Genomic DNA, 14,632 nt, shown 5'->3' on the forward strand with positions numbered 1-14,632 from the left:
TTCCCTCATAAGTACAAGTTAGCAAATACATCTGCTTGACAGATATACGGGAAAATCATATACTCATGGCGATGCATTAATTTCCATATAAGGTAATTATTCCAATTCAAATGTAGAGATATTGCCCTTAAACATATTTAATGCGTTGTCTGCGCATTAAATATATGGCTCATTGGGTGGGCGCTCCTCCATTTGAAAAAATTAGAAATCCAACGGTCAAATCAAAAACAGAAAACTAAGAGACAATTACGGTTACTGTTTATAATCGCGGACAAAAAAGGATACTGTTTTCGACTTTAATATGGCAAAAGAAGATGATAGGTGGAAACAATTCATCTTTTGATGAGGTGCCCTGACATAACAAACCAAAACAATAATAAGGAGAGGAAACCATGAAGAAAAATGTACTATTTTTTGTAATTTGCTTTATTGCATTATTCGCCGTTGCCTGTACCAATAACGCTAATAAACTGGAAGAATCCCAAAATCAGCCCAATATTGATTTAACTGATTTCGAACAACTAAAAACAGAATTTATCGCTCCAATCGTACTTTCTACAATTGGAGCAGAAAACTGGACAAATGCAAATGACATACCGGCTGAATATTTTGATAGTTTTTATGCGTTCAAGGTACTGCCTAAAGAAAGAAGTCAAGATAAATCGGATGTTATTGCTCAAAAAGACTATGAATCTTATATTCAGAATTACTTTGATGTAACGTCAGAACATCTCAAAACATCTGATACTTTTAGCCCTTCCACTAATAGCTATACCATTGGTTATTTAGGCAGCAGTGCCTCTTTTGCCGTAACCGATGCCAAAATTAAAAATGACACACTAACTTTGCAGTATGAGTATTATAGCCCTGCCGATGATACCACCGTTATTCGCAAAGGAACCTTGGTAATCAAATTCGATGGAGAAAATTACAAATATCTATCAAATACATCTAATGAAATAAATTAAAAATGAGTAAAACAATCTGCTCCTGTAAAAACAGGAGCAGATTGTTTTGTTGCAAAAGATTAATCTGGAATAACATAGCCCTGAAATTCGTAACTAGAACCAAACAAGTCTAGCATCTCATCTTCAGTAATATTCTTCCGTGTAATAACTTCCCCATCACCTCTGTAATTTGCGTCAGAATAAGTCATTTTAGAGCCATCCCAACTTTCAACGACACCTACATGTCCATAGCCTTGCACTCCACCACTCCAACAAGCCACACAACCACTCTGAAGTGAAACTTGTGTAGTAGCTGAACTGTTGTACCAATCACACCCGTTTCCTATAACGTTCGAGCCAAAATACTTATTTACATACCTTACACACTGCATAAAAATTCTCCTTTTCATAAATTTATTTTATTCTCTCTGACCGGCCAGTCTAATAGTTAAAGAGCAAAAAAGCTGAAATAATTAAGGTCGGTTTTTAAATTATTTTTTTATGCGGTCTTTTTCAAATTGTTCGTTGGCGATTTTTAATGCCTTACAAATGCATGTTGGCAGCTTTACCCCACATGCATAGAGGTTTTCAAAAACAGAGATACTTTCATTGAGGATGATATACACTCCAATGATGGTTCCAAACGGGATTTGAAAAGAAAAAGATAACAAATTGCCAACAGAAAGTAGATACAATTCAAAAAAATCGAGAAAGTACCCAAAGAACAACCCTGCAAAGAGAGAAAGCTTTTTCCAAAACCCTTTGTACCCCGCGTTACTGTTAACGTGGCGCGATATTTTAGCTTTTAAAATACCTGTAAAAATGTCTAAAACAACAACCCCGCATACCAACAAAGAAAGCACCCCAAACCGGTTGAAAAACGATACTGCAAATCCTGTCATAACAGAACACAACGATAATACAAAATGATGGTTATCCACAACGCTTCATCTCCTTATCTACTTGTTTTCTCAGCTTTTTCAGCGCATTTGTCTTCACCTGGCTGATAGCAGGGGCAGATACATGGTAGTACTGTGCAATCTCTTTCACCGTGTAAGATTGAACATAAAAATATCGGATTACGTTACTTTCGTACGGCGTTAAAGTTTTGGCAAAAGCGTCGTTTTGAATTTGGGGATATTCATCCGTGCAAGACAAAAGCTTGTCCCAGAAATAGGCGTACCCATCCTCACCGAGATTCTCCAGCAGCGAAGATATCGGTACGGATTTGTCGGCTTGCTGCTTTTGCGACAGTTTTATACCGTGATTTTCGATGCACCTTTTCAAATAATTGAGTAAATACGGATTTTCCGTATTTTTTAACTGCCCAAGCTTGATGTATTTGATGACTTCAATTAATTTAACTTGGAGGTCATCAAAGGCATCTTCGTACCCCAGCCTTCGCGCATTTTTCGCAAGCAAAGGCTGAAACTGTCTGAGCAGTTGGAGCATCTTTTCGTCATTTCCGCGTTGAGCTTCTAATATTTCTTGATACAGGGATTGCATTGCTATCACCTACCTTTTCCTGTTAAAGAGAGAAAAAAAGTAAAATGATTAAGGTGCACCTGTGAAAATCAATAAAAGTTCTTCTGCGGTATAAATAAATATAAAAAAGCAGGAATCAATACAGAGCTTCTGTACAGTTCCTGCTTTTCCTGTTTTTTATGAAATTTTAATCCCCAGTCCCAAGCATAGAACTGATACTGTAAAGATGAACAACATGCAAACCACTCTTTTTGAAAGCCCCCTCCCCTTCTGATCGAATGGCTCCACAAAGGTAACTAGAATTACATGTGAAATATTACACTATTTTACATGTACTAATAATTTCTTTTGTATTGAACAAAAAGATACTTAAAGATTAAGCAGCTGTATCCGAAAATTAATACCGCAAGCACGCACTCAACAGTAAAATTAAAAATCTAGAAAAATGATAAAAAATATAATTTTTGACAGTTCCAATCAATCAAATTGCTGTAAACTCTTACATTAACGAATATATTAGCTAATATATTCGTTAATACATCTTAAAATACTAGCCTTTTCTATAATCCCAGTTTCATCACCTTAAATGAGCACGATTCATAGGAAAGATAACACATTATAATATCTTCTTGCCAATTTGAAATCTGTTAGTGTTTAACCTCGTTCATCTAATTAATGGCATCTTCGCAACCTTTGGAGCGGATTTCGCTACGGTTGTTATTTTCAGTTCTGCTTTATGCAGAAAAATTGAACAGGCAATTATATCATAGCATGAGCGGTTGACGAACTGGCAGCAAAAAAGATTCTCTAATATCTTATTGAATACATTAACGAAAAGTTCAGTGAATATATTAGCTAATACATTATTATATATATTAACCAATGCATTTACGAATAAAATAAATATTATATAAATTAATAAACTAACCAATACATTCAAGTACATATTGGTTTATATGTACTTGAATGTATCTAACAATATATGTTATAATACAGTTAGTATTATATAAACCACTATATTAGCTCATACAGTGCAAGATAGAATCACACATATATAAGCGATTTTAATCGCAGTTATATTCGTGCATTGATTCGTCAAATTAATCGTTCTGTGAATGCTATACTAATTTATCGGAGGGATTGTCTATGAAGGTACTTACTTTTGGCACGCTCAAAGGCGGGGTGGGCAAAACCATGCTCTGTTTTAATATCGGGGGCATCCTTGCTCAGCTTGACAATAAAGTTTTGATTGTGGATTCTGACCTGCAGGGCAACCTTACGAACAATATGGGCATTGACCGTACCGACCCCGACTTAAAAACAACCTACGATATATTCAACATTGATGAACCGCAGCCTACACCTGAGCAGTTGGTTCTGCATACTCCAAATAAAAAAATCCCCAACCTTGATATGATTGCCGGTTCTATTTTTTTGCATAAAGCAGAACTGAAGATGGCAACCGTAGCAGGCAGAGAACAGATTTTAAAGAATTATTTTGAAGATCACAGCGAATTTTTTAGTCGTTACGATTATATTTTATTGGATACCAACCCGAGCATGAGCATTGTAAATCAAAACGCATTTCTTGCAAGTGACGCGGTGCTGTTGGTATCCGACGTTTCAATGAATGCGCTAGAGGGAGCCCAACTGTTTATTGCGCTGTGGGAAGAAGCACGCAAACGCCTGCGTGCTCCCGATAACATTCGCGGGTTTATCATAAACGATTTCGACAGCCGAAATCGTTTATCTGCCGATTTTTTGGAGTTTATCAAAACATCACCCGATACCGCCGACATTCGCGCTTTGATGTTCGATACCATTATCCCGCGCAACGTGCGCATTACCGAAAGTGAGCTGGCAGCAGTGCCCATCAGTCAATACGATATCCGCTCCAAAGGCTGCGAAGCCATTGCATCGTTGGTGGACGAACTGGCAGCCAAAAAGATTCTCTAATATCTTATTGAATAGATTAACGAATAGTTGAGTGAATATATTAGTTAATACATTTACGAATAGGAGGCTCTCTCATGGCAAATAAGTTTACGCAAAGCATATTAGAACGTCAATATAAAGAAGCGCAGGAAGAAAAACGAACTAAAAAGAAAAAGGCAGCCGCACCGGAGCCGACCGAAACCGCCGCAGTAGCCGAACCAAAAGTACAACCTGAACCGGTCGTATTGCATCAAACACCTAAAGAAACCGAAAAAACAAAAGCGAGCCACCCGGCCATTGTTATGGCACCGGAGGTAAACTTAGATGCCTATATTATCAAAGAAACAGAACGTGTTGCTAAAAATAAAACGTTCTATCTCGACCAAGCGGTGATTGAAGCAATCCGTTTTGCCGCAAAAAAACAGAGAATTACCGACAGTAAGCTTGTCAATGATATTTTACGCAAAGTTTTAGGAGTAAAAAACGACTAGCCGAAAGTGTATACCATCTGCAAAAAACGGTAACAGTGAAAGCACTACCCGAAACTGTATACCATTCAGAAAGGTTGCATATACTTAAAAAATAGCTGTAAAAATCAGTAGATTATCCAAATTATAGTAAATAATTCTATGAAACCTGTCCAATGTAAAGCTTTTTAGGTATACACTTTAAAAGACATTATACTCACTAGCCGAAAGTGTATACCATCAAATGAAAAAAACGGCAAAAATGATGAAAAGCAAGGACTATCCAAAACTGTATACCTTCTTTGGATGGGTATAGATGCTTAAATTATCTTTAAAGGGAAATTGGTGTAACAGTACTTCCGTTACATACAGTACTTACAGGTGTGAAAAAAAGCCCCAAAATAGACTGGAAAAGCCTTTACTTACTAGGTTATTCCGGTCTATCGCTATTTATTCATAGTATACAGTTTCGGCTAGTACAGTATACAAATATGGCTAGTTCAGTATACAGTTTCGGCTAGTACGGTATACAATTTCGGTGAGTGCGCCCCCTTAGAAACTATGATACACTGTATTTAACGGTTGAAGGAGGGGCAGCAGATGGACAAGCGTAATGAACTCAAACCGTACTTGGAGGATTACCTTCGGCAAAAGGGCGTCAATATACTCAAAGCCTTTTGCTGTCTCAATCCCGCACATGACGACAAGCACCCTTCGATGCGGTGTAACCGCAAAAACCACACGGTTCACTGTTTTTCCTGCGGAGTTACCTACGATATATTCGATTTAATCGGCATTGATTACGGTCTTACCTATTTTCCAGAACAATATCGAAAAGTTTATGAAATGTTTTACGGTGAAATACCATTAAGTCAGGATGACAGTGGTCAGAAGAAAAAAGAGAAAAAAGAACTCCGGAGCAGACGATATTCAGCTGAAACGGCGGAAAAACACGGAAACAGCCTGGTACGCGACAAAGAGACGGAGCTACGGGCCCTGATGCACCGTGCAAAACAAAACAACGAGTACTTTCAGTCTCGTGGTATTGGCGATGAGCTTTGCAAAAAGTACGGCTTATTTGAAGATGATGAGCGCGCTTATATGCCGCTGTTTGAGGGCGGGGTATGCACGGGATGGTGCGCAAGAGCAAAGAGTGATGGGGTTAAGCCACGCTACAAAAACTCCACCGGCGGAATGGGCGTCTGGAACAGCGATCTTTTTACAACTAGTTTTAACACCCAAAGCGGTGAGAGTGTGTTATCTTCATCGACAAACGGGGAAAATATTTACATCACAGAGGGTATCATCAACGCCCTTACCCTAGAGCAGATGGGCTGTAAAGCGGTTGCCCTGTGCGGCAGCCAGAATGTACAAAAGCTGCTGACACTGTGCGAGCAAAATGCCGCTGCGGTGAACCGTTTGCGTTTTGTGGCATGCGGCGACAACGACAGGGCAGGGGAGAGCATGAACCGTGCTTTACTAGATGGCATGAAAGAGCGCGGGCTCAGCTGTACGGTGCTTGCATTGGGGGACGGTGATGGAGACATCAACGACCTTTACCTGCGCGACCGTGAACGTTTGCGTTCCTATGTGCAGGCGGTAGAGGGCGAACACAGCCGCGACATAGCAAATTACCTTGCCGATGCGGCAGGGGCAAGCCTGGATGCTTTTTTTGCAGAAGGGGAGCGCCGAGCAAAAAGGAAGGGGATTTCCACCGGATTTGATTCGCTGGACGACATTCTTGATGGAGGAATTTACAGTGGATTGTATGTAATCGGAGCAATTTCGAGCCTTGGAAAAACCAGTTTTGTTTTACAGGTTGCGGACTACATAGCCGAGCACAGTGCAGATGTGCTCTTTTTCTCGTTGGAGCAAAGCCGCTTTGAATTGATTGCAAAATCGCTCAGCCGAACCAGTGCTCTGCTGGATACGAAACTACGACGCTGTGCCTTTACCGCGCGGGAACTGCTACGCGGGGACCAACCCGCAAACGAAATGGTACAGACTCTTTTGGAAACGACCAAACGCACCTACGCGCAAGCGGCGCAAGGGATGTTTTTGCGCGAAGGGATCGCGGACATCGGCGCGCAGGAAATCCGCGAGGCAGTGCGCCAACACATCGCCATGAGGGGGGCAGCCCCCGTAGTGGTGGTGGATTATCTGCAGATTTTAAAACCGTTTGATATCCGTGCAACCGACAAGCAAAATACCGACCGCGCGGTGGTGGAACTCAAGCGCATCAGCCGCGATTTTGACGTACCCGTTATCGCTATCTCTAGTTTTAATCGGGATAATTACCGCAGTGCGGTATCAATGGAAGCATTCAAAGAGAGTGGTGCGGTGGAATACAGCAGCGACGTCCTCTTTGGTATGCAGCTTGCGGGGGCAGGGGAGAGTGGTTTTGATGTGAACGCCGCGAAGGGGAAAGAACCGCGTCAGGTGGAGCTTGTAATGCTCAAAAACCGCAACGGCATCCCCTACGCCAAATTAAAATTCGATTATTATGCAAAATTCAGCTTGTTCAGCGAGGCAGGCAGTGCGCGTAAGTAACTGCGTTCGTGCCACCCGTAAAAACGGCATACCTATGCGGAAAACAGCGAATACGGTGGCATTTTTATCATGCGATGATATCATGATTATTAGGATAATTACGTTGTTTTGTTAAAAAGTGATATCATTCACTGCTTGAGATAAGTGAAGAAGGTGGCACATGTGCCACCCGATAAATCAGCCTGCACTGCGGGCTGAGGTGCTGTGAGGTGGCATTTTTGCCATACTCCTTTATCCTGTAGCATGGTTTTTTAAAGCAGCGGATAGAAATGAAAACAGGAGGGAAACGGAATGGCAGAAAAATTGCTGCGTTACGAAGATGAACTTGCCGATGAGGTGAAAAGTCTTGCCAAAAAGCAAAAGAAAAGTGAGAATCAAGTGATTCAAGATGCCATTCAGTTTTACTGCGCCTACTGTACCAGCAAAGAAAAGGCAAATTTCTTAAATGACCAAAACAAGTTGATGATGGCACAGTTGGAAACGAAAATCAACAAAAAAACAAATGAGGTGCTGAGCGAACTCGCCATTCAATGCGCGGTTCAAAATATGATTTTAGGAAACAGTCTTGACATCTCTATGGCGGATTTTCATGAGTATCAAGAGAAGGCAAAGAGCTTCTTGAAACAGAAAAACCGACCGTTGAGGCTGGACGATATCTTGTGGTAAAAAGTATCCTTTCATCGGATATTCTATTACAAAAATGGGCTCTCTTTATCTAAAAAATCATATGCACAATTCTCTCTTGATTTTTCACGTTTCTTAAAAAATTTAAAAATGGCAGGATAAGGCGTATTATAATACGCTGCGAAACCTCTTAAAGCAAAGCGTTTAAGAGATATTACAATTCACCAAGAGGTAATACAAACGTATTATCGCTGTTTTATAGATAAATGTTGTATTTCTCACAGTGAAACGTACCACACAAAAGATATTACATCATACTTGCTGTGGTTTAGAAAAAATCTCAACACAAGAGATAATTATAAACCCCACTAAATATTAATTGACACCGCTGACTGAAAAGCGCAGTGCTTTTTTGGTATCCGTCAAAGAACGCCACCGAAGAGCCTCAAACTTCGGTAGAGTTCTGAACATCAACACCAACTCTTATACCAGTTTCAATCATTCTATTATATATGTTTAATGGTACATATGGATTATGGACTAATATGGTTACTAAGTCGTAAACACCCTCTTGATGAGGAAGTGATACGATTGCAGGGATGGATGTCTGAGTGCCATTTTCTAAAGAGAAAAATATAACATCTTGGTTATTGTTAAATTCAACTTGTTTCCAATTTAAAAGTGTTATCACTGCAAAATTCTGTTTTTTACCATACGATTGGTTTCCTGCATGGATAAAGAATTTCAAATCATCATCACCATGTTTGTTTTCAGTTAACCACCTTTTCAAAAGATCTTGCTTATTGCTGATTAAAATTCCATCAAACACAGCTTCATTTGAATTCTCCAACTGTGTATAAGTTACATCGGGTACTTTTGAATTACCTACTAAAATATTAAATCTAAGAAATAACAAGTGATTCATGTCCGTACTTTTTCTGTATTCACAATCTAAAGAGTGAATGTCAGGGTATTTTGCAATGACAAAAAACACATCATGAAATCCTTGCTGTAAATTTTCGATTTTAAATGGAATTAAAACATTCTCGTTACTCTTTGCACTAAAATCATATTCTGTAACCGTGCTTTCATTCACAATAAAAGCAGTCTGCTTATAGTCGATAAACAGCATTAGTTTGTACTTTCTATCATTGTCAATCATATTCCCAAGTGAAATTATCTTTTCAAATCTTTCTCCTGGTTTCAGCTCAAATGACATAGTCTCTTCAATGATACCATCGTTGTTGTGTAAGCTTAACCCAACACCACCCGATGCCATATATGGCAAAGTATAATTTTGTGTAATTTCTTTCGATAATTGTTCTAAATCTTGTTCACTCAAAGCATTATTGCATCCGCTTATAAAGCAGATAGAGAAAAAGAAAAGCAGTAGATATGCCACTTTTTTCATTTTAACCCCTTCTCCTTATTAGGAATATGCATAGGCATACTAAAAAAGAAACCCGAGTAAAGAAGAAAGCTGAACTCGGGTTTCTTTTTAATTTAAGTATATAGCGTATCATATAAATCGAAAATTGTAAAATATGTAAATATATAACAATGCAAGTTTGGTTCATCTGATACTTTTTAGTTACAATATGGCGTCTGCATTTTAGACAACCAATACTTAAAAGTAGCATAATATTTGAAATCTTTACAAATAAAGGATTTTATGTTACCATATTATATATTAGTATTGATGTAGGAGTGTAGAGTATGAAGAAGTTTTTCTGCCTGTTACTAAGTTCTGTCATTCTGGCAACTCTAATCGTCCCTGCATTTGCCATCGCCAATACCGTTGCCGATTTGCAGCGCGAATTAGAGCAGCTGCAGTCCAGCATCGACAATGTTAAAACAGGGGATGCACCCGGTTTCTCAAGCTTTAAACAGAGGTACATCGCCGAGCAGGAGGAAATCGATAAAAATATAACTGAAATGATGTCGCAAATTGATAAGCAAATTGCATCCAGCAACGAGACTTTCAAAAACAACAGTTCGATTGAATTTACGCGCTATTTCAACATCAAAATGGAGGAAGAAGACGCCATTCAAAAATCAATCGATGAACTTCTTTTGCAAAACGAGAATCTGTTTGGGCTGGGCAGCGGCGGCAATGACGGCAGCACCACGCACTGCGGCAAACCGATGAAGTTGTATGCCGGCAAATACATTGGTAAACGGTCGTGCAACAGAACGCCTGCCGAACGGGATAACAAAGATGATGTGTATTTTTACGCGTGGGAATGCAACTACTGCGGCGCCCGAGCCGAGTACATAAATACCGTTTGCACTCATTAAAGTGCGGCAGGCTCAGTCATTGCAATATAACAAAAAAGCAACCCCAATTCAAAAAGAACGGGGGTTGCTTTGTGCGTTTTATAGAACTTGCCTAAAATCGAACTAGAGGCTTGCTTTTTTCCAACATTAGCCATATAATAGTATTTAGAGGCACAATTAGTGCAAAGCAGGTACAAGGTGCGGCAACACCCTGTACCCTGTATACGGAGTAGTAGCTCCATAAACAACGGCATAAAAGCCGCACTTTGCATATCTATTATACGCCGAACGAACCCGTTTTGTAAAGCGTAATATGCAAATTGCACTTGAATTCTGGTGTTGTATGGGTAAACTCCATGCAGCACTTTTTTGTTGCCTCGCGGATAAGCGATGGGGGTTAATAGCCTGCCCCTCCAAGCAGAATATTTCCGTCACCCCCCATCTTGCTTACTCCGTCGAGGAACGATTAAGCCCCGCTGTACGTTGTTGTACGGTGGGGTTTTTGGTTGTAACGGCAGGTTTTCCATACAAAGTAAAGTGTTGCACAAAAATAGATAAATTTGTAATTATTACAAAAATTTATAAGCATAGATTACCAATTTGTGATATAATAACCGCAGAGTACAAAAGATGAAAGCTTTTTATTAAAATAGATAACTGCTGCGTTACGTGCGGTTATTATAATTATTCTGACATGCGGTGCGAAGTTTGCCTATCGGCAAAACCGCACATCGCCAATGATATCAAAACACTTTGTGTTTATGATATACAAATTTCTTGCGAAAAATTCGTATCCAAGCTATTTTTTAACTGAAAACATTTTACATCGAAGGGAATCAGGACATGAAAAAATTCTATCTGCGCTTTGTCAATGTTTTTCTTGCACTGGTGCTTGCTGCACAAACAGCTACGCCTGTCTTTGCAATTGCGGATGGGGATAAGGCAGAAACACTACCTATACTGCCCATCACCGAATTGACCGAAGGAGAGAACACAAACCCTGAGTCTACATTGCCAACGGCAGATTTAGCGGATGCAGAGAACGTAAACTCCGAGCCTGCACTGCTAATGGCTGATTTAACGGATGCAGAGCCCCAACCAGAACCTGCAACACCTTCTGCCCAAACCGCAGAAGAGGAAAACAAAGAAAACCCTGCACCCTCTGCCGAAGCAGAAGGCGGGGAGAACATAGAAAAAGCTCCTGCACAGCCTGTACCCGAATTAGCCGAGGCGAAAACCGTCGAAGCCGAAAATCAAAGCTTAGCAGCTGTTCCCGCAAACACTTATCCCATAACCACACAGGTGATTGGCGGAGAAGCAACTGTACATGTCGACAAAATAAAAAAACAAGGCGAAGAAGTGACAATAAATATCACGGATTTTACAACTGAGAATAATAAGTATATGTATGTTATGGTTCACTCGATAAGCGGTAGTATTAGGCGCTACCAAGTTGGGGAAATTACAAAAGGAGTACCTAACGATACAAAAAGATTTCAGTTTGAAATGCCGGATAGAGCGGTTATAGTTAAGGTGGAATTTCGAAATATAGTAACCATTGTGGAGCAGCCTGTTTCCCAAACCGTAACACGAGGAGAAGATGCCATTTTCAAGATCAAGTAAAAGGTCATCGAGCTTCAGACAAACATTCATATCAATGGCAAAAGCTTGATGAATGCGGTGAATGGAAAAATATTGAGGGTGCAACTCAAAATTTTTATGATATAAAAAATACGACTTCAGAACATAATGGTGAGCAGTTGCGCTGTGTGGTTACAGACCTTAAATATTTGCAAAAAGCAACAATTAAGAGTGATGTGGTATCACTGACGATAGAAGAAGCTCAGCAAGCCGACAGAAAAATTATTAAAGTGGCTGATATGCCATCGCAAAGCGTGAAAAATTACATAAACGCAAACGGATTGAACCTGCCAAAAGAAGTCGCTGTTACGCTAAGTGATAACAGCCAAAAACAGCTTGGTGTTGCGTGGGATACCTCTAATTATGATAATAGTATTCCGGAAGATTATTTACTAACGGGTAATTTGGTAATGGAGCAAGGTATTATTAACCCTGAGCATCTTACAGCCAAAATTAAAATAACTGTTTGTGATGACCTTGGACATTCCTTTAGGGACGATTTAATCAATTCCTTAGATAACGCTTACACCTCATTAAAATGTATTCCACTAAGAACAGAGTATAAAGAGCATCTGATAAAAGAGATTTTAAAAGCGGAAGCCGTTTTGGATACTAAAAATCCCACTTCGCGAGACTATATTACTGTAAATCGTACTTTATCAAAAATAGCAGAAGATATGCCTGATAAAGTTTGGTATTTTACTAGCCCAGAGTATGCAGATTTGGATGACATTGAACACTGGGTTAAGCATTTACCCAATCTGATAGAAATAGCGATGTTTACCCAAGAAAGCAGAGACCGTTTAGCAGGGGAAATAAATAAGTATCAATTAGAATTAGAAAAACTAACAAAAACAGAACCCGAATATGACGATGAAAATGATGATGAATCTAAAATGCTTGTTTATAATCAATGGCTGGAACAAGTTCAAGATACTTATAAATCTCTTACAGCAGATGTTAAAAAATTAGAACCGGTGCGACCAACAGGATATCCGGGCAAATATGGATTAAATAATCTTTTAAAAATTGCACGCGAAAAAACTGCTTGCGGCAAGTATACGCAAGAAAGCCTTAAGAAACTAAACGAAGCAATCAAAACTGCACAAGTCGTATTTGATAACGAAAAAGCAGACTCTGAGCAAGTTATTGATGCTGAGTGGGCGCTAAGAGATACAATCGATTCGCTAGAAGAAGACCCAAATGCGAGCAAACCCTCAAACGGTGGTGGATCCGGCGGAGGTGGTTCCAGTAGAAGACGCGGTTCATCCGGCGGTTCCGGTGGTTCGGGCGGAGGCTCAAGTGACGGGGGAAACTATGTGCAGCCTCAAACCGGTACAGTCTGGGATATCAACAACAGCCTGACAAAATCGAAGTACGGCATCAACGTTACCATCAACGCCGATGATAAACTGAATACGGCTTTTTTAAGTGAATTGATGGCACATAAACAAAAATCAGTGACGCTGAAATGTGACTGGTATAACTGGGATTTTTACGGCACGAGCATCGAAAACACCATGCCCGAGGTGGTTTGGTTTGACACCACCATCAGCACGGTGACGCCCAATCATGCGCAAATCAGCAAGCTGACAGGCAAAAACGATACCACTGTTTTGCACTTTGCTCACCAAGGCAAACTGGCGGGTAAAACAAAAATCACCGTTGATATTGATAAATACGCCAACAAAAAAATGTTCGTTTACCAATACAATGCTGCTAAAGCGCGCTTGGAACTGGTGCAAGCCAATGTAAATGTGAATGCAAGCGGTGTCATGGCATTTACCATTACAGAGGGTGCGGACTATATCATCAGTCCAACAGCCATAAAAGGCGCGGTAATTGTACCCAAACCTGTGCCCAAACCCGTCAAAAAAACAGCAGCCAAACCTGCACCAAAAAAATAATACGTCAAATCAAAAGCCCCGCTGTACGTTGTTGTACGGCGGGGCTGTTTATATTAAAAAGTAAACTTTGATTAGCCTACCATGCTTTATCTCGCAGATTGGGCTGTTAAAGAGACAGAGGGGAGCCTACTTTACAATCTATGGTAGAAAGAAGAATAGGTTAAGTACTGATTATTATCTATATTAGAAGAAGCACCATGACTGATAGCTTTATTGCTTGTATGATTTATACTCAATCATAGTATTTTCCGGTAATTTCAACGATGTCTATTTTGATAACAGCAGTGCCCTTTACCATATTTTCAGGCAAGGGCTTGTCGGCAAGTTGCGGCGTGTATTTTTCAACAATTCCATGAAGAACTCTCTTTTTTTGCTCTAAATCTTCAAGCAAAACCGCCGTTCCCATCATAATAACACTTTGATATTTCGTGTTGGTATCGCAGGGCTTGCCATCTGGGTCAAGCAACAAACCATCCATTTCATATACGGTCATACTCACGTTGGGGTTTGCTTTGATGTTATCAATCTTTTGCCCTTTTGGCAATCCGTGAATATAAATTGCATTATCATGATACAGAAAATGAATGGGTGTAACATAAGGTGATCCATTGGCGTTTAGTGTTGCAAGGCAACCTGTTTGTGTTTGGGATAGCAAATTGTCTATCTGTTCTTGGGTCAACTGGTGGGTTTTCATTCTATGCTGCATATTTTTTCTCCGTTCATTATCTATCTGGTTGGTATATAGTTGGATACAATTATACATCATTTACAATACGGAGGTAAAGCAAATCTTTTTAGG

General features: G+C 39.8%; 13 protein-coding genes. 8 read left to right on the forward strand and 5 right to left on the reverse strand.

Annotation, left to right across the window (positions count from 1 at the left end; all coding sequences use genetic code 11):
* The first annotated feature begins 392 nt into the window (after window positions 1–392).
* Window positions 393–968 (forward strand): DUF6070 family protein, encoded by a 576-nt coding sequence (locus tag EDD70_RS14065; protein ID WP_092756413.1) that lies wholly within the window; start codon window positions 393–395, stop codon window positions 966–968.
* A 59-nt stretch (window positions 969–1,027) separates the two neighbouring features.
* Here EDD70_RS14065 and EDD70_RS14070 read toward each other — a convergent pair whose 3' ends face one another.
* The 3 genes from EDD70_RS14070 to EDD70_RS14080 all read right to left on the reverse strand — a co-directional run bounded on the left by EDD70_RS14070 (window position 1,028) and on the right by EDD70_RS14080 (window position 2,453).
* Window positions 1,028–1,339 (reverse strand): CHAP domain-containing protein, encoded by a 312-nt coding sequence (locus EDD70_RS14070; RefSeq protein ID WP_162840944.1) that lies wholly within the window; start codon window positions 1,337–1,339, stop codon window positions 1,028–1,030.
* 99 nt (window positions 1,340–1,438) lie between these two features.
* The gene (locus EDD70_RS14075) at window positions 1,439–1,888 is read right to left on the reverse strand and encodes a phage holin family protein (RefSeq protein ID WP_092756417.1); all 450 of its coding nucleotides are present in this window, start codon (window positions 1,886–1,888) and stop codon (window positions 1,439–1,441) included.
* A complete protein-coding gene (locus EDD70_RS14080; protein ID WP_092756419.1) occupies window positions 1,881–2,453 on the reverse strand; it encodes an RNA polymerase sigma factor in 573 nt (190 codons plus the stop codon). Before EDD70_RS14080 ends, EDD70_RS14075 begins: the two co-directional genes overlap by 8 nt.
* Window positions 2,454–3,578: 1,125 nt before the next feature.
* Between EDD70_RS14080 and EDD70_RS14085 the strand changes: the two genes are divergently transcribed.
* From EDD70_RS14085 to EDD70_RS14100, 4 genes are all read left to right on the forward strand, one after another.
* Window positions 3,579–4,388, forward strand: a complete 810-nt coding sequence (locus tag EDD70_RS14085; protein ID WP_092756421.1) for a ParA family protein — start codon at window positions 3,579–3,581, stop codon at window positions 4,386–4,388.
* A gap of 74 nt (window positions 4,389–4,462) precedes the next feature.
* Complete coding sequence (locus EDD70_RS14090; RefSeq protein WP_092756423.1) at window positions 4,463–4,858, forward strand: hypothetical protein; 396 nt, start codon at window positions 4,463–4,465, stop codon at window positions 4,856–4,858.
* Window positions 4,859–5,434: 576 nt separating this feature from the next.
* Window positions 5,435–7,384, forward strand: a complete 1,950-nt coding sequence (locus tag EDD70_RS14095) for a DnaB-like helicase C-terminal domain-containing protein (protein ID WP_092756425.1) — start codon at window positions 5,435–5,437, stop codon at window positions 7,382–7,384.
* A 291-nt stretch (window positions 7,385–7,675) separates the two neighbouring features.
* Window positions 7,676–8,050 (forward strand): hypothetical protein, encoded by a 375-nt coding sequence (locus EDD70_RS14100; RefSeq protein WP_092756427.1) that lies wholly within the window; start codon window positions 7,676–7,678, stop codon window positions 8,048–8,050.
* 403 nt (window positions 8,051–8,453) lie between these two features.
* On the opposite strand, the gene EDD70_RS14105 is transcribed toward EDD70_RS14100, so the two are convergent.
* Entirely contained in the window at window positions 8,454–9,419 is a 966-nt protein-coding gene (locus EDD70_RS14105) for a hypothetical protein (RefSeq protein WP_092756429.1), read from the reverse strand.
* Window positions 9,420–9,724: 305 nt separating this feature from the next.
* On the opposite strand from EDD70_RS14105, the gene EDD70_RS14110 reads away from it, so the two are divergent.
* The 3 genes from EDD70_RS14110 to EDD70_RS14120 all read left to right on the forward strand — a co-directional run bounded on the left by EDD70_RS14110 (window position 9,725) and on the right by EDD70_RS14120 (window position 13,833).
* Window positions 9,725–10,306 (forward strand): cytochrome P450 family protein, encoded by a 582-nt coding sequence (locus EDD70_RS14110; protein WP_092756431.1) that lies wholly within the window; start codon window positions 9,725–9,727, stop codon window positions 10,304–10,306.
* 822 nt (window positions 10,307–11,128) lie between these two features.
* Window positions 11,129–11,908 (forward strand): hypothetical protein, encoded by a 780-nt coding sequence (locus EDD70_RS14115; RefSeq protein WP_092756435.1) that lies wholly within the window; start codon window positions 11,129–11,131, stop codon window positions 11,906–11,908.
* Between the two features lie 146 nt (window positions 11,909–12,054).
* On the forward strand, window positions 12,055–13,833 hold the full coding sequence (locus EDD70_RS14120; protein ID WP_092756437.1) for an Ig-like domain-containing protein: 1,779 nt from the start codon (window positions 12,055–12,057) through the stop codon (window positions 13,831–13,833).
* Between the two features lie 232 nt (window positions 13,834–14,065).
* Here EDD70_RS14120 and EDD70_RS14125 read toward each other — a convergent pair whose 3' ends face one another.
* Window positions 14,066–14,539, reverse strand: a complete 474-nt coding sequence (locus EDD70_RS14125; protein WP_092756439.1) for a pyridoxamine 5'-phosphate oxidase family protein — start codon at window positions 14,537–14,539, stop codon at window positions 14,066–14,068.
* Window positions 14,540–14,632: the final 93 nt, after the last annotated feature.

Origin of the sequence: Hydrogenoanaerobacterium saccharovorans (assembly GCF_003814745.1) — a bacterium.
In the GTDB taxonomy this organism is placed as follows: domain Bacteria; phylum Bacillota; class Clostridia; order Oscillospirales; family Ruminococcaceae; genus Hydrogenoanaerobacterium; species Hydrogenoanaerobacterium saccharovorans.